Here is a 21889-nt window from a genome sequence, read left to right as displayed (position 1 = left end):
AAATTCGTCGCGCATTATGATTTCGAGCCAAAATCATCACTTCAAGGCTTGAATTGTTGGACCAGTACGGCATTAATGATCAGCGTGGTCCAACAATATGCGACCAAAGTGGGTAGGAGTTCTGCATGAGAACGATGGAAGAGTGCTTTCGATGGTATGGGCCGAACGATCCGGTGCCGCTCAGCCACATCCGCCAGGCGGGGGCCACGGGTATCGTCTCAGCGCTGCACCACATCTATGACGGGTCGCCCTGGCCGGATGACGCCATCCTGGCGCAGAAGGCGCTGATCGAAGCCGCCGGCATGCGCTGGAGCGTCGTCGAGAGCATTCCGGTGCACAATTCGATCAAGCTTGCGACACCGGAAAGCGCTCGCTACATCGGCTGGTACAAGGACACGCTGCGCGCCTTGGCGCGCGCCGGCATAAGCATCGTCTGCTACAATTTCATGCCGGTGGTCGATTGGACGCGCACCGAGTTGATGCAGCCATTGGCCAATGGCGGTTACGCACTGAGGTTCGATGCAGTCGACTTTGCCGCCTACGATCTCTTCGTGCTCAAGCGGCCCCACGTCGAAGCAAGCTATTCCGAGCGCCAGATGTTCGTGGCGCGCCAACGCTTCGACCAGATGGACCAGGCAAAGATCGACCGGATCGAGCGCAACCTCATTGCCGGCCTGCCTGCGACCGAGCGCCAGTACAACCGGGCGAGCTTTCTGGCAGCCCTCTCGGAATATGACGGTGTGACCGCCGACGGGCTGCACGCCAATCTGGCGCGTTTCCTCAAGGAGATCGTGCCGGTCGCCGAAGAGGTCGGTATCCGGCTCTGCATCCACCCCGACGATCCGGCCTTTTCGCTCTACGGCCTGCCGCGCATCGTCTCCACGCCGGCCGACATCAGGCGGATTCTCGCCGCCGTCGACAGCCCGGCCAATGGCATCACCTTCTGCACCGGTTCCTATGGCACGCGCGCGGAAAACGACCTGCCGGCCATGGTGCGTGAATTCGGGCCGCGCATTCATTTCGCGCATCTGCGCAATGTCCAGCGCGAGGAGGACGGCTCCTTCTACGAGGCCGACCATCTCGGCGGATCGACCGACATGCCGGCGGTGATCTTCGCACTGATGCAGGAACAGGAACGGCGGGTGCGCGAGGGACGCACGGACTGGCAGATCCCGCTTAGGCCGGACCATGGGCACCTGCTCGCCGACGATATCGGCAAGGAACGGATCAATCCAGGCTATTCGCTGATCGGCCGGCTGAAGGGTCTCGCAGAAATCAGAGGCGTCATGCAGGGCATCGCGACTGCCACGGCGCACAAGGCTTGAGGGAAGACATGACACGCTTTGAAGACGACACCGCACTCTTTGCCGCCATGCGCAGCCGGCTGTTCACGGCCGTGGTCGGCGACATCCTCGACACGATGGGCCTGCAGCACCAGTTCCTGCCGCCGCAAATCAAGGCGCTGCGCGACGACATGGTCGCCGTCGGTCGGGCGATGCCTGTTCTCGAAGCGGATTTCTTCGCAACGACAGAGGCTGGCGGCCATTCGGAATTCAGTGCCAAGCCTTTCGGCCTGATGTTCCATGCACTCGACAGCCTCAAGGAAAACGAGATCTATGTCTGCTCGGGCTCGTCGCCGCGTTACGCGGTCTGGGGCGAACTGATGTCGACGCGCGCTCTGAAGCTGAAGGCCGCGGGTGCTATCTGCGACGGCTACTGCCGCGACAGCGCCGGTATTCTCGCGCTCGATTTCCCGACGTTCTGCTACGGATCCTATGCGCAGGACCAGGGCCCGCGCGGCAAGGTCGTCGACTACGGCATCCCGATCGAGATCGGCGGCATCCGCATCCGGCCGGGCGACATCCTCTTCGGCGACCGCGACGGCGTGCTCGTCATCCCGAAGGAGGCGGAGCGAGAAGCGATCGCACTGGCGCTGGAAAAGGCCGAGACCGAAAACAAGGTCCGCCTGGCGATCGAGGCGGGCATGAGCACCGTCGAAGCCTTCGAACGCTTCGGCGTCATGTGACGACAGGTGGAGGCGCCGGAACCCGGCGCCTCACTTCAACCGGCTCAGATCCACCGGGCGGTTGTTGATGATCGCCTCCATCGAGAAGAAGCCGGTGACGGTCGCCAGATCGAAATTGGTGATGAGCTTCTGATAGAAGCCATCGTAGCCGCGCATGCCGCGGGTCACCACCTTGATCAGATAGTCCCAGTCTCCCCCGATGCGATAGAAATCGATCACCTCCGGCAGCCGCTCGACATGTTGCCGGAAACCGTCGCTCCACTCCTTGGAGTGATGACGCGTGCGGATCATCACAAACACGGTCAGATCCAGCCCCAGCGCATCGAGATCGATGTCCGCGTGCGAGCCCCGGATTACCCCGAGCGACTGCAGGCGCTGGAGGCGGCGCCAGCAGGCGTTTTGCGACAGGCCGACCTTCTCGGCCAGATCCCGTTGCGACAGCGACGAATCTTTTTGCAATGCGGCAAGAATGTTCAGATCGAAAGCATCGATTTTGAGCGACGATTCGATCATTTGACACAATTCCTCGATGATACCGCAGAAGATAGGTGAAGTTTTCGACCCTGGACGGGATTACAATTGCTGTCAATGTCCGCTCCGAGGAGTAAGCGAGATGATCGTGTCCGCCGTCCACCAGCCCTGCGAGGCGCTCTCGCCGCTTTCCCGCTTCCGCCAGTCCCTGAACCGGCCGGACCTTGTCGCCGACCTTCGCGACGATCTCATCGGAGCGAAGGCGCGGATTGACGGTCCCTACGGCACGAAAGCACTGGTCTATGCCGACTATGTCGCCTCCGGCCGCGCCTTGCGCGTCATCGAAGAGTTCGTGCTCGACGACGTCCTGCCCTATTACGCCAACAGCCACACGGAAGCTTCCTATTGCGGGGGCTTCATGACCCGGATGCGACGGGAAGCGCGGGCCATGATCGGCGAATTCTGCGGCGCCACGGCCGCGCACGCCGTCATCTTCACCGGCTCCGGCGCGACCTCCGGCATCAACCGCCTGGTCAAGCTGCTCGGCGTCACGGAGGCCGTCGCCGCGGGCAAAAACGTCCGCGTCATCATCGGTCCCTACGAACACCACTCCAACATCCTGCCCTGGCGCGAAAGCGGTGCCGAGATCGTCGAGATTGCCGAATGCCCGGCGGGCGGCCCGGATCTCGCTCTCCTGAAGGAAGCGCTCGGCGGCTCGCGGGACCTGACGGTCTGCGCGCTGTCGGCCGGCTCGAACATCACGGGGATCACCAGCGACGTGGCTGAGATCACCCGCATGGTCAAGGCTGCCGGCGCGAAGATGATCTGGGATTATGCAGGCGCCGGGCCCTATGTAGCGATTGCGATGACGCCGGCAACGGGTGCCGAGATCGACGCGATCGTCGTCTCGCCGCACAAGTTCATCGGCGGACCGGGCGCCTCCGGCATCCTGATCGTTCGCCGCGACAGCGTAACCGCCGACAAGCCGACCTGGCCGGGAGGCGGCACGGTGAAGTTCGTCTCGCCGGATGCCCATGATTACAGCGGCAACCTCGAGGCCCGGGAGGAAGCGGGAACGCCGAACGTCGTCGGCGACATCCGCGCCGCGCTGGCCTTCATCGTCAAGCACGCGATCGGTCTTGAGGAGATGGAACGGCGCAACCGCGCCTTGGCCCGACAGGCGTTTGCCGCCTGGAAAGCCGTGCCGCAACTGGAACTGCTCGGCCTGCAGGAGCCGGATCGGTTGCCGATCTTCTCGTTCCGCATTCGCAACGGCAAGGGCGGCTATGTGCACCAGCAGCTCGTCACCCGCATGCTGAGCGACCGCTTCGGCATCCAGGCGCGCGGCGGCTGCGCCTGCGCCGGGCCTTACGTTCACCGGTTGCTGTCGATCGACGCGGCCCACTCGGAAGAGATCCGCCGGGCGATCCTTGCCGGCGAAGAAATCGAAAAGCCCGGCTTCACCCGGCTGAACTTCAGCGTCCTGCTTTCGGACGAGAAGGTGAAGTTCATCCTCGATTGCGTCGCCGAGCTCGCGGCGGACGCGCCGGCTTACGAAGCCGACTATGATTTCGATCCGGCCCGCGCCATCTTCTTCCCACGGGCGACGGCCGAAGAGGCGCGCGCCTATGCATAAGCCCGATGTGACCGGCTTCTACGATGCCCGCACCGGCAGCATCCAGTACGTCGTCGCCGATCCGGCGACGGGCAAATGCGCCATCATCGACCCGGTGCTCGACTTCGACGAGAAGTCCGGTTCGACCGCCACGCGCAATGCCGACGCTATCCTCGATCATGTTGCCCGCAAAGGGCTGACCGTCGAATGGATCCTCGACACGCACCCGCATGCGGACCATTTCTCGGCGGCGCGTTATCTGAGAGCGAAGACCGGCGCGCCGACGGCGATCGGCGAGCATGTGAAGGGCGTCCAGCGGATCTGGAAGACGATCTACAACTGGCCGGACTTTGCCTGCGACGGCTCGCAATGGGACCGGTTGTTCACCGACGGCGAGACTTTCCGCATCGGCGAACTCAAGGCCCGCGTCATCCATTCGCCCGGACATACGCTCGCCTCGATCTCCTACGTGATCGGCGACGCCGCCTTCATTCACGACACGCTGTTCATGCCCGACAGTGGCTCGGCCCGCGCGGATTTCCCGGGCGGCAGCGCGAGCGACCTCTGGCGTTCGATCCAGGCCATTCTGGCGCTGCCGGACGAGACACGGCTTTTTACCGGTCACGACTATTGCCAGGGCGGGCGCGAGGCGCGCTGGGAAAGCACGGTCGCCGAACAGAAGGCCATGAACCCGCACGTCGCGGGGAAGACAGAAGCGGATTATGTCAATCTGCGCGAGGCGCGCGACCGCACCCTGCCGATGCCGAAACTCATTCTGCATGCGCTGCAGGTGAATGTGCGCGGCGGCGAGCTGCCGCCGGCCGAGGACAATGGACGGCGCTATCTGAAGATCCCGCTCGACGCGCTTCCCGGCTCGGTCTGGGGGTAGGCCGACGTGGCGGACCCCTTCCAGCAGATGCTGCTCGCGATCGGCTCCGGTTCGCTCACCGGCTTCACGCTCGGCCTGATCGGCGGCGGCGGCTCGATCCTTGCGACGCCGCTTTTGATCTATGTGGTCGGTATCCGCGACGTCCATACCGCGCTCGGCACCGGCGCGCTCGCGGTTTCCGCAAACGCCTATCTCAACCTGATCAGCCATGCGCTTCGCGGCCATCTCTGGTGGCGCTGCGCGCTGATCTTCACGGTCGCCGGTTCCCTCGGGGCCTTCTTCGGCTCCAGTCTCGGCAAGCTGATCGACGGCCAGCGCCTGCTGTTCCTGTTCGGCCTCGTGATGATGTTCGTCAGCTTCGCCATGCGGAAGGTCAAGTGCGACACGGCGGCGACGCCGCAGTCGCTTTCGATCGGAACACACGGCAAGACCGGACTGACGGCGCTCGTGACCGGCACCTGTTCCGGCTTCTTCGGCATCGGCGGCGGCTTCCTGATCGTTCCAGGCTTGCTGCTCGCGACCGGGATGCCGCTCATCAACGCGGTCGGCACCTCTCTGCTCGCCGTCGGGACCTTCGGCCTGACGACGGCGATCAACTACGCAGCCTCGGGCCTGGTGGACTGGCGCATCGCCGGCTATTTCATTGCCGGCGGGATCGTCGGCGGCGTGATCGGCACCATCGTCTCCACCCGGCTTGCGACCCAGCGCGACACGCTGACCCAGATTTTCCGCGCCATCATCTTTTCCGTCAGCCTCTATGTTCTCTGGCGCAGCTACGGAGCAGCGTGATCTCCTCCACGCGTCCTTGGCCGGCGACGCTTGACCGCAAAGCCGGTTCCGATGCTATCACAAGGCATCGCTCGGGATCGGTGTCGCGTGTTCGCCAGGATCCAATGGGCAGTGAGCAAGGGGGCGACCATGTTCGATCTGATCATCCGCAACGCCAATCTTCCGGACGGACGTCAGGGTTTCGATGTCGGCGTCAGGGCCGGCAGGATCGCGACAATCGAAAAGGCCATTGCCGCAACAGCAGGCGACGAGATCGACGCCACCGGCCGGCTGCTCAGCCCGCCCTTCTGCGATCCGCATTTCCACATGGATGCGACGCTGTCGCTCGGGCTTCCGCGCATGAACGTCTCCGGCACGCTGCTCGAGGGCATCGCGCTCTGGGGCGAGTTGCGCCCGGCGTTGACGAAGGAAGCGCTGGTCGAGCGGGCGCTGCGCTATTGCGATCTCGCGGTCAGCCAGGGGCTTCTTGCCATCCGCAGCCACGTGGATACCTCCGATCCGCGGCTCGTCACCGCCGAGGCGTTGCTGGAGGTCAAGGAGAAGGTCGCGCCCTATATCGACCTGCAGCTCGTCGCTTTCCCGCAGGACGGCTATTTTCGCGCAAGCCACGGCGTGGCGTCGCTCAACCGCGCCCTTGACATGGGCGTCGACATCGTCGGCGGCATCCCGCATTTCGAGCGCACGATGGAGGACGGCACCCGCTCCGTCGAAGCGCTCTGCCGGATCGCCGCCGAGCGCGGCCTGCCGGTCGACATGCATTGCGACGAGACCGACGACCCGATGTCGCGCCACATCGAGACCTTGGCGGCTGAAACGGTTCGCTTCGGACTTCAGGGCCGCGTCGCCGGATCACACCTGACCTCGATGCACTCGATGGACAACTACTACGTCTCCAAGCTCATTCCGCTGATGGCGGAAGCCCGGATCAACGTCATTCCCAATCCGCTGATCAACATCATGTTGCAGGGCCGCCACGACACCTATCCGAAGCGGCGCGGCATGACGCGGGTGAGAGAGTTGATGGCGGCCGGCCTCAACGTCTCCTTCGGCCACGACTGCGTCATGGATCCCTGGTACTCGATGGGGTCGGGCGACATGCTGGAAGTGGCTCACATGGCGATCCACGTCACACAGATGGGCGGCATCGACGACAAGCAGAAGATCTTCGACGCCATCACCGTGAATTCGGCAAAGACCATGGGACTTGAAGGTTATGGCCTCGCCGTCGGCTGCAAGGCCGATCTGGTGCTGCTGCAGGCCGCCGACGTGAGCGAGGCCCTGCGGCTGAAGCCCAACCGGCTCTTCGTCATCAAGGCCGGCAAGATCATCGCCCGCACGGCACCGCGCATCGGCGAACTCTTTCTCGACGGCCGGCCGGCCTCGATCGATATCGGACTGGACGACATCCCACAGACGCCGGCGCCTTGAGTGCTCCCCGAACCTCCCTGCCCGACCGAAATACGCGGCACGCTCGTTCTGGAGTGCCCATTGGGTCGCGCGCCCAAAACTTGCATGACTGAACCGATGGAGCTACGCAGATGGTGCTCTTAGTCAAGCCGGGAGATGAAGACTTGGCGAGGGGATCAGCTGGGGCTCCAAGAAGAGCAGAGGGGTTTCTCCCGCCCTCCCAGCACCAATCTCGATAGCTGGCGAATTGGGTGATGTCAGCTACACGCCATCAACCCGTCAGGACCTAGTCCTCGAAATCGCCGAAGACGTTCTGTAGTCGGGTCAATTGGGCGACACGTTCGCCGACCTCGTCGCCGAGCACGACGATAATGTTGCTCAACAGCAGGTCCATGACAGCGACCGTCGTCGCGGCTCCGTCCCAGAGCGGACCATGCGAGCCGGGCACGACGAGGCAGATGTCGGAAACCTCGGGCGCCCAGGGGCAGAACTCGTCGGTGAAGAGGATGACCTTGACGCCGGCGCGGCGGGCTTCCTCGGCAAGCGGGCGCGCCTTGGCGGCAAACCGGCGAACATCGTGCAGGAACAGCACGCGCCCCTCGACGGAACCGTCGAGCAGTTCGGCATAGGTGCCGTTGAGACCATCGACAAACTGAACACGCGGCCGGGTGTAGGACAGTTGGCTGGCAAAGTATTGCGCGATGCCGCGAACGTTCTGGTAGGCGGCGACATAGACTTCGCTGGCAGCGATCAGCGCCTCGATCGCCTGCTGCCATTCCGGCGCCGTCGTCAGCTCGTAGATCATGCCGAGATTGTCGACCTGCTGCTGGATCAGGCCGGCCAGCAGCTTGCCCTCGCGATTGTCCTCCCGCAGCCGCCCGACCGAGCCCTTGACCTGCCAGGCGGGATTGTTGGAGCCGTCGCGCCTGAGCGCGTGCTTCAACTCGTCGAGACCGTCGAAACCCATTCGCCGGAGATAACGGCCGACCGTCATCGGCGAGACCTCGAGACGCGTCGCGATCGAGCGCGCGGTCTCGAACGGGATCTCCGCGAGATTGCGCTCGATGTAGTTGGCGATGAGCTTGTCCGATTTCGAGCGTCTGAGCTCGTCGCTGCGCAGCAGCTTCAGGATGCGCTGTGCCACGTCCCCTCCCATTGCATGATCAGAGCGGGAGAGCAGCAAGCTCCGCCGCCATCCCGCTCGATCGCATCACATGATTATTGCGCCGTCTTCACCTTCGTCCAGACCCGGTCGAGCTGGCGCACGCCGGGGCCGAGATCTTCGAAGATCTGCAGCTTCTGCATGGTTTCCGGCGGCGGGTTGATTTCCTTGCTATTCTTGATCTGCTCGGGGGTCAATTGCCGCGCCGGCACGTTGGCCGTGCCGTTGGTCTGTTGTTCGATGTTGAGCGCCGCCACCTCCGGACGGGTGTAGAACTGCAGGAACTTGAGGGCGTTCTCCTTGTTCGGCGCGGACTTCAGGACGCAGATATCCTCCTGGTACATCGTCGCGCCTTCCTCCGGGATCACGTAGCCGAGATCTTTCGGATTGGCGAAGACGTCGACCATCGAGCCGACGAAGAAGTGCCCGGCCGCCACGTCGCCGGCGGCGACCATCGGGCGGGTGTCATAGGTGAACGCGGCCACGTCCGGCTTCATCGCGATGATCGTGTCGGCCGCCTGCTGCAGCTCCGCCGGGTCGGTGGAATTGACCTTGTGGCCATTGAGGATGAGGCCGACCGAGAGCACCTCGCGCATGTCATCGAGCAGGGTGAACTTCAGGCCCTTCGCCTTCACGGTCTCGATCAGGTCGCGCCAGCCGGTCACGTCCTTGCCGAGCAGTTTGCGGTTGTAGAGGATACCGACCGAGCCGAAGGCGTAAGGCAGGCAATACTCGCCCTTCGGGTCGCTCTTGGCGCGCAGGAACGTCGGGTCGATGTTCTTGAAGCCCTCATAGGCGTTGATGTCGGTCTTTTCGAGCAGGTCGAGCTTGGACATGATGTCCTGCATGTGCACCGACGGGAAGACGATGTCGTAGCCCGTGGCGCCGCCCTGGATCTTCGCCAGCATCTCCTCGTTGGAGGAGTAGGTCGAGAGGTTGACCTTGATCTGGGTCTCTTCCTCGAACTTCTTCAGCACGGCCGGATTGATGTATTCGCCCCAGTTGTAGATGTTGAGTTCGGCCGCTTGCGCCGTGCCGAACAGGGCGGTCAGCGTCGCCAAGGACAGTGCCACAGTGCGTGCACGGGTCGCGAAAGCTCTCCTGCCTTCGCGCGTCGTCCCGTTTGTCATCGTCATCGATGTTCTCCTCTGATGGTTTGCGGCCCGATGGCCCCGTGCGGCCTTCCCCGGCCGCCGCTTCCGGATCACGGCTTCTGGTGGCCGTTGACTCCGATGGGCAAATGGTATCCATATATCGAAAACGCACAAGCGTTATTTGCATAACATTTTGGGGAACAGAAGTATGCAGAATTCCATCGTCCGGCTGGTGGAGGCAAGCAAGGCCTTCACCACTCCGGAAGGCGGCAGCGTGATCGCTCTCGACAGGATTGATCTCGATGTCCGACGCAATGAATTCCTGACCTTGCTCGGGCCATCGGGTTGCGGCAAGACCACGCTGCTGCAGGCGATCAGCGGCTTCGTCGAGCTCGACCAAGGCTCGATCCTGATCGACGGCGAGGACATGACCGACCGGCCGCCCTATCGTCGCCCTGTCAACACCGTCTTCCAGAACTACGCGCTGTTTCCGCACATGACCGTCGGCGAAAACGTCGCCTATTCGCTGGAGGTCGCGGGCGTCGCCAAGCCGGCGAGAAGCGAAAAGGTTGCTTCCGCCCTGAAGATGGTCGGGCTCGAAGGCATGGAAGGTCGTAAACCGCGACAGCTCTCCGGCGGCCAGCAGCAGCGCGTGGCGCTCGCGCGCGCCATCATCGCCCGTCCGAAGCTGCTTCTGCTCGACGAGCCGCTGTCGGCGCTCGACAAGAACCTTCGCCAGGCCATGCAGATCGAGCTGAAGACGCTGCAGAACGAGCTCGGCATCTCCTTCATCTTCGTCACGCACGACCAGCAGGAAGCGCTGACGATGTCGGATCGTGTGGCGGTTCTGTCAGGCGGCCGCATCCAGCAGCTCGACACGCCGCGCGCCATCTACGACCACCCGGTCAACACCTTCGTCGCCACCTTCATTGGCGCCAGCAATCTCTTCGAAGGCAGGCTCGACGGCGACCGGCTGATGACGGCTGACGGCATGGCGATCCGCCACCGGCCCTGCGAGCGGCAGATCTCGACACAGGCGACGGCGCTGATCCGCCCGGAACAGTTCTTCCTCGCCGAGGACAACGCCCCGTTCCCGACGATCGACGTCGATCTCGACCAGATCGTTTTCGTCGGCTCCACCTTCGAACTGTTCGGCCGCACCGCCGAGGGCCGCAAGGTCGTGGCGGAGGTTCCGGCCAACCGCCGCAGCCTCGTCGGTACGGTGGAACGGACCCGCAAGGCGCGGCTTGCCTATGATCCCTCTGCCGTGCACCTGATCGGCGAAAGCGCGGGGGCCTGAGATGTCGATCGCCAGCCGCCGCCGCTTTCAACTCGGCCTCCTGCTCGGACCCGTCTCGGCCTTTCTCGCCGTCTTCTTTCTCGGGCCGCTTGCGATCATGGTCGTGACCAGCTTCCTCGCACCCGGCCTTTACGGCGGCGTGGAATGGACCTTCTACCCGCATAATTTCGGCCGCATCCTCGGCTTTGCCGATCCGATGTTCGAGGAATTCGATCCGATCTATATCGCGATCTTCCTGCGTTCGATCGAGATCGCGGCGCTGACGGTGCTTGCGACGCTTCTCGTCTGCTATCCCGCCGCCTTCTGCATCGCCCGGCTTTCCGAGCGCTGGAAGAACTTCTGCCTGTTCCTGATCACGCTGCCGTTCTTCACCAGCCTGATCGTGCGGCTTTTCGTCTGGGTGCTGATCCTGCGCCAGACCGGGCTCGTCAACGAGGCGCTGCTCTCGACCGGGCTGATCGAACGCCCGCTCGATCTCATTTATACGAAGGGCGCGATCATCCTCGGAATGACCTATGTGTTCATTCCCTTCATGTTCATGCCCGTCTATGCGAGCGTCGAGAAACTCGACTGGACGCTGGTGCGCGCCTCGCTCGATCTCGGCGCCGGACCGGTGCGCACCTTCTGGCGCATCATCCTGCCGCTGACGGCCCCAGGCATTGCCGGCGGTGCCGTCATCGTCTTCATCCCGGCGCTTGGCAACTTCGTCGTGCCGGCGGTGCTTGGCGGCGCCAAGGTGATGATGTTCGGCAACCTGATCGAGCAGCAGTTCCTGGCCGCCCGCAACTGGCCCTTCGGGGCGGCGCTGGCGATGATGGTGATGAGCGTCATGCTGGTCCTGATGATCGCCCATGTGGTGCTTTCCGGCCGCCGCAGCGCCGCCGCAGCTCTGGCACGGTGAGGTGAGCATGAAGATCGCTCGATCCCTCTTTAACGGCGGACTGGTCGCCTATACCGCTCTCTTCTTCGCCTTCATCTATATCCCCCTGGTGGTCATCGCCGTCTATTCGTTCAACGCCAATCCGGTGAACATGATGACCTGGACCGGCTTCACCACCGAATGGTACGCCCAGGTGCTCGGCTTCAAGACCAAGGTCTCCGAGAGCGCGCTCTACATCGAGTCGACGGGGCAGCTTCTGCAGGCCGTCTGGAACAGCCTGGTGATCGCGGCCTCGACGACGGCCATCGCCACGGTCTTCGGCACGGCGATCGCGATTGCGCTCTACCGCTTCGAATTCGTCGGCCAGCGCTTCTACCGGGTGGTGATGTTCATGCCGATGCTGATGCCGGATATCGTTCTCGGCATTGCGCTTCTGATCTTCTTCGTCAATTCCGGCATCAAGCTCGGCCTAACGACGATCATCATCGGCCAGTGCACCTTCCTGATTTCCTATGTCTTCATCGTCGTCTCGGCGCGCCTTGCCGGCATGGACCGGACGCTGGAACACGCATCCGCCGATCTCGGCGCCAACGAATGGATGACCTTTCGCCGGGTGGTGCTGCCGCAACTCTTTCCGGCGATCGTCGGCGGCGCGCTGCTCGCCTTCATCATCTCGATGGACGACCTCGTCATCACCTACTTCATCGCCGGCGTCGACGTCACGACGCTGCCGATGTTCATCTTCTCCATGCTTCGGCGCGGCATCAAACCGGAGATCAACGCCATCGCCGTGATGATGCTGACCTTCTCCTTCGTCGTCGCCTCGCTCGGCCTCTACCTTCGCTCCCGGCAGAAATGATCATGAACGACAAAACCTCCAAGCCCTCCAGCGCTCGCGCCCGCGATATCGGCCTGCCCTTTTCCGGCCGCACCGGCCGCCTCAATGCGATCACCGATGTCGACGGCATTGCCGTCGGCTTTCGCACCATCGAGGAGCAAACGCCGCGCCCCGGGCGCAAGCGCCCGGTGCGCACCGGTGTCACCGCCATCCTGCCGCACGCCGGATCCGAAACGCCCGTCCCCGTCTATGCGGGCGTGCATCGCTTCAACGGCAACGGCGAAATGACCGGAACCCACTGGATCGAAGACGGCGGCTTCTTCCTCGGGCCGGTCATGATCACCAACACCCACGCCGTCGGCATGACGCACCACGCGACCATAAAGTGGATGCTGGAGCGCTACCGGTCGACCTACGACACGGACGATTTTCTCTGGCTGATGCCTGTCGTCGCGGAGACCTATGACGGCGTCTTGAACGACATCAACGGCCAGCCGATCACCGAGGTCGATGTGCGCGCAGCACTCGACAGCGCCACGTCCGGCCCCGTTCAGGAGGGCAATTGCGGTGGCGGCACCGGCATGATCGCCTATGGCTTCAAGGGCGGCACCGGCACGGCATCCCGCGTCGTCGGGTTCGGGGGCCGCGACTATACGATCGGCACGCTGGTGCAGGCCAATCACGGCCAGCGCGACTGGTTGACGATCGGAGGCGTTCCTGTCGGCAAGCACATGCGCGACGGCACGCCGCAAAGCCAGATGCAGGAACGCGGTTCGATCATCGTGGTGATCGCCACCGACCTGCCGATGGCGCCGCACCAATTGAAGCGGCTGGCGCGGCGCGCGGCGATCGGCATCGGCCGCAACGGCACACCGGGCGGCAACAATTCCGGCGACATCTTCCTCGCCTTCTCCACCGCCAATACCCAGCCGATGGCGCACAAGGCGCCGCCGCGCCTGTCGCTGGAGATCGTCAACGACGAACTGCTCGATCCTGTTTATCTCGCAACCGTCGACAGTGTCGAAGAGGCGGTCGTCAATGCAATGATTGCAGCCGAGGATTCCGGCGGCACCGCCCACGATCGCTTCAAGATCCAGGCAATCCGCCACGAACCGCTGATGGAAGTGATGCGGGCCTATGGCCGATAGCCTGCGGCCATAAGCCCGGGGCTCGGTGGTTTAGCCGGCTCCGGATCCGCTCACGCGCGCCCGGCGCCAGTCGCTCGGCGCCTCGCCCAACCGCAAGCGGAAGAACCGCGAAAAATAGGCGGCGTCGGTAAAGCCGATTTCGTAGGCAATGTCTTCGAGCGGCCGCACGGTGAAGAGCAGCAGGCGCTTGGCTTCGAGCAGTCGCCGTTCGTTGATGAGCTCCTTCACCTGCATGCCGAAGGCGTCCCTGCTCGCCTTGGCCAGCAGATGCGGCGTCGTGGCCAATGCATCGGTATATTGCCCGACGCTCCAGTTCTCGCGGAAATGCACATCGATGAGCCGGCGCAATTCCGTTGCCAGCGCCGCCTGTGCCGGCTGGCCGGCTGGCGTCGCGGAAGCGAGGCGGGAGATCTGGGTCAGCGCGGCGGCGACCAGCGAGGCGAGCATCTGTTGGGTGCCGGGGGCGCCACCCGCATATTCCTCGGCAACGATATCCAGCAACTCACCGAGGCGCCCCCAGCCCCGGTCCTCGCCATCGCCGCGGATCATCGTGGGCCTGTCGAGCGAAAGCGCCGTATTCTCGCGGATCGAGAGCAGCGCGCCGTCGGCAACCGAGACGACGATGGCATCGCTCGTCTCCGGGTCGACGGAGAAACCGTGCACGATGCCGCTTGGAACGAAGCTCACCGCTGGTGCGGAAAAGTCCAATGGCTTGTCGTCGATGAAGTAGGTCCCCCCACCGCTCAGCCAGTAGGTGATCTGCCCCATCTGGTCGTGCTTGTGGGCCTTCACCTGCCCCTGATGCAGGCTTCGCCGGGCCATCACCGTTTCGACGTGAAAGAACCCGGGCTCGAGCTTTTGCTCCGGCTCGCCATAGACGAAGAAACTTGGGATATTGCCGGTCATGCTCCACCGAAAAAAGTGCAAGTCATTTTGCCATTCTGTCCATGGTGGCCGACGATTTCAACGCCTAGCCTTGACGAAACTCAAGGGAGGAGAGAATGAGAGCAGAGGATTTCCGCGCCGACAGGACGCGGCCCTTCACCGGCGCCGAATATCTGGAGAGCCTGCGCGACGGCCGCGAGGTCTATATCAATGGCGAGCGCATTAAGGACGTTACCAGCCACCCGGCGATGCGCAACTCCGCCCGGTCGCTGGCACGGCTCTACGACGCGCTGCACGACCCGGCGAAGAAGGAGATCCTGACGTCACCGACCGACACCGGCTCCGGCGGCTACACCCACAAGTATTTCCGCGTCGCCCGTTCCTCCACCGACCTTGCAGCACAGCAGGGAGCGATCGCCGAATGGGCGCGCATGTCCTATGGCTGGATGGGTCGAACTGCCGATTACAAGGCGGCGCTGATGAACACGCTCGGCGCCAATGCCAACTGGTATGGCCCATTCAAGGACAATGCGCTCGCCTGGCACAAACGCGCCCAGGAAGCCGCTCTCTTCATGAACCACGCGATCGTCAACCCGCCGATCGACCGCCACAAGCCGGCCGATGCGGTCAAGGACGTCTTCGTCCACATCACCAAGGAAACCGATGCCGGCATCTATGTCTCCGGGGCCAAGGTGGTCGCGACCTCCTCGGCGCTGACGCACTATAATTTCCTGGCGCAGAGTTCGGCAACGGTGACGGAGGATCCCTCGCTCTCGGTCATGTTCATCGTCCCGATGAACGCACCCGGCATCAAGATGTTCTGCCGGGTTTCCTACGAGCAGACGGCCAACACCGTCGGCCATCCCTTCGACTACCCGCTGTCGTCGCGCTTCGACGAAAACGACGCGATCCTGGTGCTCGACAACGTCTTCGTGCCCTGGGAGGACGTGCTGGTGCTGCGCGATGCCGCCAAGATCCTCTCCTTCCACCCGGCCTCCGGCTTCATGCACGGCTACTGCTTCCAGGGCTGCACCCGCTTCGCGGTGAAGCTCGACTTCCTGGCGGGGCTGCTTGCCAAGGCGCTGCGCGCCACCGGCGGCGATGCGTTTCGCGGCAACCAGGCGGCACTCGGCGAAGTGATCGCGCTCAGGCACATGTTCTGGAGCTTCTCCAATGCCATGGCGCACAACCCGATCCCCTGGGCCGACGGCGCCGTGCTTCCGAATCTCGAGGCGGCCCTTTCCTACCGTACCTTCATGTCGGAGGCCTATCCGCGCGTCGTCGAAACGATCCGCAAGGTCGTTGCCTCCGGCCTCATCTACCTGCCGTCCTCGGCACGCGACTTCGGCAACCCCGAGATCGATCGTTATCTGGCGCAATATGTGCGCGGCTCCAACGACATGGGCCACATCGAACGCATCAAGATCATGAAGCTGCTCTGGGACGCGACCGGCACCGAGTTCGGCGGGCGGCATGCACTCTATGAGCTGAACTATGCCGGCGCCCCGGAAGAGGTGAGGCTGCAGGTGCTGAAAGGCGCCGAGCGCGGCGGGCGACTGAAGGAAATGGAAGCGCTCGTCGACCAGTGCATGGCCGACTACGACGAGAACGGCTGGACCGGAAACACCTGGCTGCCGCCGCTCGACGACGATCAATCGCTGCGCAATGCCGCCGAATGAGGTCCGCCATGGAACCGCTCGTCTCGAAAACCGAGTTTCGCAACGCCATGGCGCGGGTCTGCGCGCCGGTCAACGTCATCACCACCAACGGACCGGCCGGACGCGGCGGGTTCACCGCCACCGCCATGTGCTCGGTGACCGACGAACCGCCGACGCTGCTCGTCTGCATGAACCGCAACTCCGCCCAATGCGGCCTGTTCATCGACAACCGGCGCTTCTGCGTCAACGTGCTCAGCCACGACCACCGGGACCTCGCCGGGCATTTCGCCGGCGCAACGCAGGACATGGCGGCGCGCTATGCAGCCGCCGACTGGGTCGAGATGCAATCGGGCAGCCTTGCCGTCAAGGATGCGATCGTCTCGCTCGACTGCGAACTGTCAGAGGCACGGCTCTTGGGAACACACCATATCCTGATCGGCCGGGTCGTCGGCATCCGTTCGCGCAACGACGGCAATGCGCTGCTCTATTTCGATCGCAACTACGTGCATGTTCCGACGCAGCTCGGAAGTTTCGGCGGGTAAGGGCCACCATTTGTCCAGACCATAAGATCGACGTGTTTGCCGCAATGGCGGGCTTTCGCCGCAGAGCCGACACAGTCGATATCCAGATACTGAACAGCGCCATTTGTTTTTTGTCGAAACGCGTCTATTTGCTTGGCGCGGAGTGAGAAAGGAAACGGAATGGTGGTTGCCGAACCGACCGGACGATCGATGGCGGATGCGAACGACCGGGAAACCGATCGCCTGGCCGCCCTTGATGCACTCGATATCCTCGACACACCAAGGGATGACGGCATTGACCGCGTCGTGCGGCTGATCAAACACGTCTTTGCCATCGAAATCGGCATCGTTTCTCTGATCGATGCTCATCGACAATGGTACAAGGCCTGCTCCGGTCTTCTGGCCGAGGAGGTCCCGCTCAAGGACACGTTCTGCCGCTACGTTGTTGCCTGCGACGAGCCCCTCGTTGTGGAAGATGCCACGAAGGATCCGCGCTTTGCCCGGCATCCCGCCGTCACCGGCGCAGACCATCTTCGCTTTTATGCCGGAGTACCGCTCAAGACCCGCGACGGACACACGGTCGGGACCGTGTGCGCGATCGATCGCAGCCCAAGAGAGTTCACGCCCCGGGACCTTTCGGTTCTGACGGAACTGGCGGGGGTGGCGATGGACCGGATCGAGTTGCTGCAGTCGGCCGCGACGGACGGGCTCACCGGCACGCTGACGCGGCGCGCCTTTCGCGAGGAAGCCGAAAAGCTGATATCCCTTGCCGTCCGGCACCAGCACGAACTTTCCTGCATCGTGCTCGATGTCGACCACTTCAAGCGGGTCAACGACACATATGGACATGCGGCAGGCGACGAGGTCTTGAAGGCCGTTGCGGCCACCTGCCAGTCCAATCTGCGCGCGAGTGACCTGTTCGGACGACTTGGCGGCGAGGAATTTGCGGTGATCCTGCCGCATGTCGACAGCAAAGGGGCCGTCGCTGCGGCGGAAAAGCTGAGGGCAGCGATCGCCGCACAAACAATCCATGGCGACTTTGGTTCGCTTGCGGTCACTGCAAGCTTCGGCACCTCGACGTTGTCGACCAAGACCAGGGACGGTGGCACCTTGCTCTCTCAGGCGGACGCGGCGATGTATCTGGCCAAGGCCGCCGGCCGGAACCGCTGTGTCGATTGGCTCAGCCTCGATGCCGGTTATCAGGCCGGACCCCGCCAACGGGTTCTGAAGGCCGGCACCATTCTCTTCGACGACAGTCACTCGAGCATCGACTGCACGATCAGGTCGCTTGGCGCCGACGGTGCGGCGATCACCGTTTCGAACTCCGCAGGGATTCCGCCGGAGTTCGTGCTGGTCGTCGCCGGCGACGGTTTCGAAGCCAAATGCCACGTGGTCGCGCGAGACCGCCAGAACCTCGAACTCGCTTTCGGATAGCACAAAGGGGGCCGCCGGTTCGGCCGCCCCCCAGATCGCGCGACAAATGTCACTTTGCGGCGGCTTCCAGCCCCTTCGGTGAGGCCGATGCCTTGCGGCCCTGCATCTTCCTGTACAGGAAGAAATAGAGCTTGATGTACTGGCCGACGAGGATGGCGTTGAGGATCGTGCCCTCGCGGATGAACTTGACCTCGGCAAGGAAGAGCAGACCGATACAGGCCGAGAGAACCAGCAACGTGCAATCGAAGCCGGTCTTGATGTTGCCCCACTTCCAGCCGGTGCGCTTGAAGATCGTGTTGACGAACATGTCGATCGGCATCAGCACGAGATTGGCGCGGATCATCAGGAACAGGCCGAAGGCGAGCGCCGCATCGGCAAAGACCAGGAGCGCCACCCTGAGCGGATAGGCGTCGAGCTTGATGAACTCGGTGAGACCCAGGTTGAAGTCGAGGAAGACCGCCAGCACGAAGGCCGGGATCAGGGATGCGAAGTTCTTGAGCTTGAAGTCCTTCGGCAGCACCAGATAGGTCAGAAATAGCATGATCAGTTCGAGCATGAAGTTGTAGGTGCCCTGGCTGAACGGCGGGTAGACCAGCGTCATCGTCCGCGTCAGGCTGCTCTGGGGTGAAATGCCGATGCCCGCCCGGATCGCCAGGCTGACGCCGAAGGTCAGCACATAGATGCCGACGACATACATGATCCAGCGCCGCGTCAGGCTGCCGGTATCGACGATCTCGGCTTCCGCCGCATTGTGTTCCATTGTTTCCTCCCTCGAAACGTATGCGGAGCTCCTTACCCCGCCGGCCCATCGCCCCTCAGCGATGCGCTTTTAAATCTTTCGGCATGTGCGCCCATTGTCGCGGAAGCACGCCACTTTCCGGGCGGACGGACGCCGAAACGCCCGTCTCTTTTTCTGAACGGCTCTAGGCCATGAAGCGGAAGCGATGCAACGAGATGAACAGGCTGAGCAGCTTGTTGACCACCGGCTCGCCTTCGTTGCGGTTGCCCAAAGCTTCAAGCGCCGCATCGATCGCAGCCGCGCTCTCCGTCAACTCCTTCACCGTCATGTTGGCCATGACGCCGTAGATCTCGAGCGGCATGACCGCCTTCTCCACCTTGCCGTCGGTTACGATGCAGGCGCCGGCATGGGTATCGACCCGCTTGAGGCAATGGCACATTTCGGCGCTGTCCTGCCCGACGACGACGAAATAGGGTTTTGGCGCCGGCCAAAAGGTCGCCACTGCGCCACGATCGACATGCACGCCCTTGAACAGGCCGTTGACCACGTGGCGCTTGCCATCGGCATAACGCTGCACGACCGACAGCCGGCTCAGCTTCGCGCCCTCATGCTCGGCGACGATCCTGCCATCCTTCAGCGGAACCCAGATTTCCTGGTAGAACTTGGCATGGCCGCGGCCGTAGACGTCGAAGAGATAGACCTTGGCCCGTGTCCCGTCCTCCGACACCTCCAGGGGTACGATGTCCAGTTGTTCCGGTGTGAGATCGCCGAGCCCACTGACACCATCCTTGCACATGCCGGAATAGTCGATGACGGCGTTCTTCAGGAGCTTGCGGTCCTTTGCGACCAGTTCGCCGTCCTTGAACACGTAGAGCGGATTGATCTTCGACAGACTGTCGGTCAGGACGATGTCGGCGAAACGACCTGGCGTCAGCGAGCCGATCCTGTCTTCCATGTGGAACGAGCGCGCCGTGTTGTAGGTCGCCATCTTGATCGCGTGGATCGGGTTGATGCCCATCTCGGCACAAAGCGAGATGATCCAGTCCATGTGGCCCATGGTCAGCAGGCGCTCGATCGAGATGTTGTCGGTGCACAGCATGAAGTTGTCGGTCGGCCATTTGCGGTCGACGATCGCGCGCAGGAGCACCTTGATCACTTCGCTGCTGCCGACGCCGAACTTGATATGCGTCGGGAAGCCGTAGCGGATGCTTTTTTCGATGTCCTTCTCGTTCCAGACATCGTGATTGTTGGAGACGCCGATCGCCGGCAGGTAGTTGAGGATCATGTCCGAGAGGGCGGTGACGCCCCAGTGGCCGTTCATGAAGCCGCCCTTGGCGCGGACCCAGGCCGCCTTGCGGAAGTCGTCGTCGTTGCCGGAGCTGTAGGTGAAGTGCTCGAACTCGCCGAGCCCGATCACCGGCTCCATCTTGAGCACCGCCTCGGTTACCGATGCCGCGGTCTTCTTGCCGGGCGCAAAGGCATAGAGCCGGTAGGGCAGCTGATCGTGATCCTTAAACAGCGCCTCGGCGGCTTCCACGCCTTCCTTGCCGGCGGCGCTAAGCAGATCCAGGCACTCGGCATAGATCGTTGTCGTGCCGCAGGGCACCATCGCCTCGGCGAGCGCTGTCGGGTGCGCAAGCTGGGATTCGAAATGGATATGCGCATCGATCAGGCCGGGGATCGCGTAAAGACCCTTGCCGTCGAAGACTTGCCTGACTTTCAGGACCGTCTCATCGGGGTTGAGCGCAACGATGCGCTTGTCATAGACGAGAATGGAGCCCTGATAGACGGTCTCGCCGTGCACATCGAGGATGTTCAGGTTCTTCAAAAGAAGATCCGCCTCCCCCTCGCCGTTCAGGATGTCGAAGATGGCGCGCACCTTGTCGTAATGCGCGGTTTCAGTCTGGTTCACGAATAGTCCTCCACTTTCGATACCGTTGGCGCCTGCAGACACGCAGCCGGTTCGACTGCGCCAACGGTTGAGCTCCCGCGGGCGCTGAGATCGCGCCCCTCGCGAACCATAAGAAGTCATTGCACCGCTTCCGAAAAGCAGTATTTTATGCTCGTACCGTTCGCTTTTCGAGAGCGCTTGAATGGGGAAGACCATGCTGCATTCACGTGTGCTGCGCTATATCGACGAGGTCGCGCGCTCAGGCTCGATCCGCGGGGCGAGCGAACGGCTGAACGTCGCTGCCTCGGCCATCAACAAGCATGTGTTGCAGCTGGAGGAGGACATCGGCGAGCCGCTGTTCGAGCGGCTGCCGCGTGGCCTCAGGCTGACGCCGGCCGGCGAAATCCTCGTCGCGCATGTACGCCGGACGATGAAGGAATATAGCCAGGTCGAGGCCGAAATTCGCGATATCAAGGCGCTGCAGAGCGGCGAAGTGATCATCGCCACCATGAACGGCCTTGCCGGCGGCATCGTGCCCAAGGTGGCCGCGATCTTCGGCGCACGCCATCCGCGTCTGAAGATCACCATCCGGGTGATGTTTGCCCGCGACATCGTTCAGGCGGTGGCCGATGGCGAGGCCGATCTCGGCTTTGCCTTCAGTCTCCCGCCGACGCCGCAGGTCGAGACGCTGTGGAAGATGGACACCCGCCTAGGCGCGGTGGTGGCTCCCGAACACCCGCTAGTCGGCATGGAGACCTTGCCGCTTGCCTACTGCCAGCCCTACCCGCTGATCTTTGCCGACAAGTCGATGCAGATCCATGGCACCGTCGCCGATGCCTTTGCCGAGGCCGGACTAACGGTCGAGCCCACCTATCTCACCAATTCCATCGAGGCGATGAAGTTCCTGGCCGCCGCCGGCGACGGCATCGCCTTTCTCAGCAAGTTCGACATTACCGAGGAACAGCGAAACGGCGTGCTGACCTACCTGCAGATCCGCGACCGGACCTTCGCAAAGAACGTGCTTTCCCTGGTGCAGCGGGAAAGGCGCGGGCATGGCCTGGCCGCCGCCATGTTTGCCGAAGAGATCATCCGGGCCTTGCGGGCGACGATGGAATAGCCGGCTCACCTGTTTGGGACAGATA

The 21889-nt window shown here is 63.0% G+C and carries 20 protein-coding genes; 14 read left to right on the top strand and 6 right to left on the bottom strand.

Annotated elements, in window-relative coordinates:
• Window positions 1-134 precede the first annotated feature (134 nt).
• Complete coding sequence (gene uxuA, locus C1A35_RS27820; protein ID WP_104667467.1) at window positions 135-1325, top strand: mannonate dehydratase; 1191 nt, start codon at window positions 135-137, stop codon at window positions 1323-1325.
• An 8-nt stretch (window positions 1326-1333) separates the two neighbouring features.
• Window positions 1334-2026 (top strand): RraA family protein, encoded by a 693-nt coding sequence (locus tag C1A35_RS27815; protein ID WP_104667466.1) that lies wholly within the window; start codon window positions 1334-1336, stop codon window positions 2024-2026.
• Between the two features lie 30 nt (window positions 2027-2056).
• Here C1A35_RS27815 and C1A35_RS27810 read toward each other — a convergent pair whose 3' ends face one another.
• Window positions 2057-2539, bottom strand: coding sequence for an Lrp/AsnC family transcriptional regulator (locus C1A35_RS27810; RefSeq protein ID WP_104667465.1), 483 nt, complete (start codon window positions 2537-2539; stop codon window positions 2057-2059).
• A gap of 100 nt (window positions 2540-2639) precedes the next feature.
• On the opposite strand from C1A35_RS27810, the gene C1A35_RS27805 reads away from it, so the two are divergent.
• From C1A35_RS27805 to C1A35_RS27790, 4 genes are all read left to right on the top strand, one after another.
• A complete protein-coding gene (locus C1A35_RS27805; protein ID WP_199773045.1) occupies window positions 2640-4133 on the top strand; it encodes an aminotransferase class V-fold PLP-dependent enzyme in 1494 nt (497 codons plus the stop codon).
• On the top strand, window positions 4126-5001 hold the full coding sequence (locus C1A35_RS27800; RefSeq protein ID WP_104667464.1) for an MBL fold metallo-hydrolase: 876 nt from the start codon (window positions 4126-4128) through the stop codon (window positions 4999-5001). The genes C1A35_RS27805 and C1A35_RS27800 overlap by 8 nt, the downstream gene beginning before the upstream one ends.
• Before the next feature lie 27 nt (window positions 5002-5028).
• Window positions 5029-5790: a sulfite exporter TauE/SafE family protein gene (locus tag C1A35_RS27795; protein WP_104667463.1), complete on the top strand. Its 762-nt coding sequence runs from the start codon at window positions 5029-5031 to the stop codon at window positions 5788-5790.
• Window positions 5791-5919: 129 nt separating this feature from the next.
• On the top strand, window positions 5920-7218 hold the full coding sequence (locus C1A35_RS27790) for an amidohydrolase family protein (protein ID WP_104667462.1): 1299 nt from the start codon (window positions 5920-5922) through the stop codon (window positions 7216-7218).
• A gap of 265 nt (window positions 7219-7483) precedes the next feature.
• Here the strand turns inward: C1A35_RS27790 and C1A35_RS27785 are convergent, their stop codons facing one another.
• Together C1A35_RS27785 and C1A35_RS27780 are read right to left on the bottom strand one after the other, a co-directional pair.
• Complete coding sequence (locus C1A35_RS27785; protein WP_104667461.1) at window positions 7484-8341, bottom strand: MurR/RpiR family transcriptional regulator; 858 nt, start codon at window positions 8339-8341, stop codon at window positions 7484-7486.
• 74 nt (window positions 8342-8415) lie between these two features.
• Window positions 8416-9495 (bottom strand): polyamine ABC transporter substrate-binding protein, encoded by a 1080-nt coding sequence (locus C1A35_RS27780; RefSeq protein WP_234823036.1) that lies wholly within the window; start codon window positions 9493-9495, stop codon window positions 8416-8418.
• 166 nt (window positions 9496-9661) lie between these two features.
• Here C1A35_RS27780 and C1A35_RS27775 point away from each other — a divergent pair, with 166 nt between their 5' ends.
• The 4 genes from C1A35_RS27775 to C1A35_RS27760 are packed head-to-tail and all read left to right on the top strand — an operon-like array spanning window position 9662 to window position 13619.
• The gene (locus tag C1A35_RS27775; protein WP_104667460.1) at window positions 9662-10753 is read left to right on the top strand and encodes an ABC transporter ATP-binding protein; all 1092 of its coding nucleotides are present in this window, start codon (window positions 9662-9664) and stop codon (window positions 10751-10753) included.
• Between the two features lies 1 nt (window position 10754).
• Window positions 10755-11654 (top strand): ABC transporter permease, encoded by a 900-nt coding sequence (locus tag C1A35_RS27770; RefSeq protein ID WP_104667459.1) that lies wholly within the window; start codon window positions 10755-10757, stop codon window positions 11652-11654.
• A gap of 7 nt (window positions 11655-11661) precedes the next feature.
• Entirely contained in the window at window positions 11662-12492 is an 831-nt protein-coding gene (locus C1A35_RS27765; protein ID WP_104667493.1) for an ABC transporter permease, read from the top strand.
• 2 nt (window positions 12493-12494) lie between these two features.
• Entirely contained in the window at window positions 12495-13619 is a 1125-nt protein-coding gene (locus C1A35_RS27760) for a DmpA family aminopeptidase (RefSeq protein WP_104667492.1), read from the top strand.
• A gap of 30 nt (window positions 13620-13649) precedes the next feature.
• Here the strand turns inward: C1A35_RS27760 and C1A35_RS27755 are convergent, their stop codons facing one another.
• On the bottom strand, window positions 13650-14525 hold the full coding sequence (locus C1A35_RS27755; protein ID WP_104667458.1) for a helix-turn-helix domain-containing protein: 876 nt from the start codon (window positions 14523-14525) through the stop codon (window positions 13650-13652).
• A gap of 95 nt (window positions 14526-14620) precedes the next feature.
• Between C1A35_RS27755 and C1A35_RS27750 the strand changes: the two genes are divergently transcribed.
• The 3 genes from C1A35_RS27750 (at window position 14621) to C1A35_RS27740 (ending at window position 18117) form a co-directional block, all read left to right on the top strand.
• Window positions 14621-16183, top strand: coding sequence for a 4-hydroxyphenylacetate 3-hydroxylase N-terminal domain-containing protein (locus tag C1A35_RS27750; protein ID WP_104667457.1), 1563 nt, complete (start codon window positions 14621-14623; stop codon window positions 16181-16183).
• Between the two features lie 8 nt (window positions 16184-16191).
• The gene (locus C1A35_RS27745) at window positions 16192-16704 is read left to right on the top strand and encodes a flavin reductase (RefSeq protein WP_104667456.1); all 513 of its coding nucleotides are present in this window, start codon (window positions 16192-16194) and stop codon (window positions 16702-16704) included.
• 159 nt (window positions 16705-16863) lie between these two features.
• The gene (locus C1A35_RS27740; protein WP_104667455.1) at window positions 16864-18117 is read left to right on the top strand and encodes a sensor domain-containing diguanylate cyclase; all 1254 of its coding nucleotides are present in this window, start codon (window positions 16864-16866) and stop codon (window positions 18115-18117) included.
• Between the two features lie 49 nt (window positions 18118-18166).
• On the opposite strand, the gene C1A35_RS27735 is transcribed toward C1A35_RS27740, so the two are convergent.
• Both C1A35_RS27735 and C1A35_RS27730 read right to left on the bottom strand, forming a co-directional pair.
• Window positions 18167-18877, bottom strand: a complete 711-nt coding sequence (locus tag C1A35_RS27735; protein WP_104667454.1) for a YczE/YyaS/YitT family protein — start codon at window positions 18875-18877, stop codon at window positions 18167-18169.
• Between the two features lie 163 nt (window positions 18878-19040).
• On the bottom strand, window positions 19041-20768 hold the full coding sequence (locus C1A35_RS27730; RefSeq protein ID WP_199773044.1) for an amidohydrolase family protein: 1728 nt from the start codon (window positions 20766-20768) through the stop codon (window positions 19041-19043).
• Between the two features lie 193 nt (window positions 20769-20961).
• On the opposite strand from C1A35_RS27730, the gene C1A35_RS27725 reads away from it, so the two are divergent.
• Entirely contained in the window at window positions 20962-21864 is a 903-nt protein-coding gene (locus tag C1A35_RS27725) for a LysR family transcriptional regulator (RefSeq protein WP_104667452.1), read from the top strand.
• Window positions 21865-21889: the final 25 nt, after the last annotated feature.

Origin of the sequence: Ensifer adhaerens, assembly GCF_002940685.1 — a bacterium.
GTDB classification, from domain to species: domain Bacteria; phylum Pseudomonadota; class Alphaproteobacteria; order Rhizobiales; family Rhizobiaceae; genus Ensifer; species Ensifer adhaerens_E.
The sequence above is the reverse complement of the archived record's forward strand: the minus strand, read 5'-3'. Positions and strand labels throughout refer to the sequence as shown.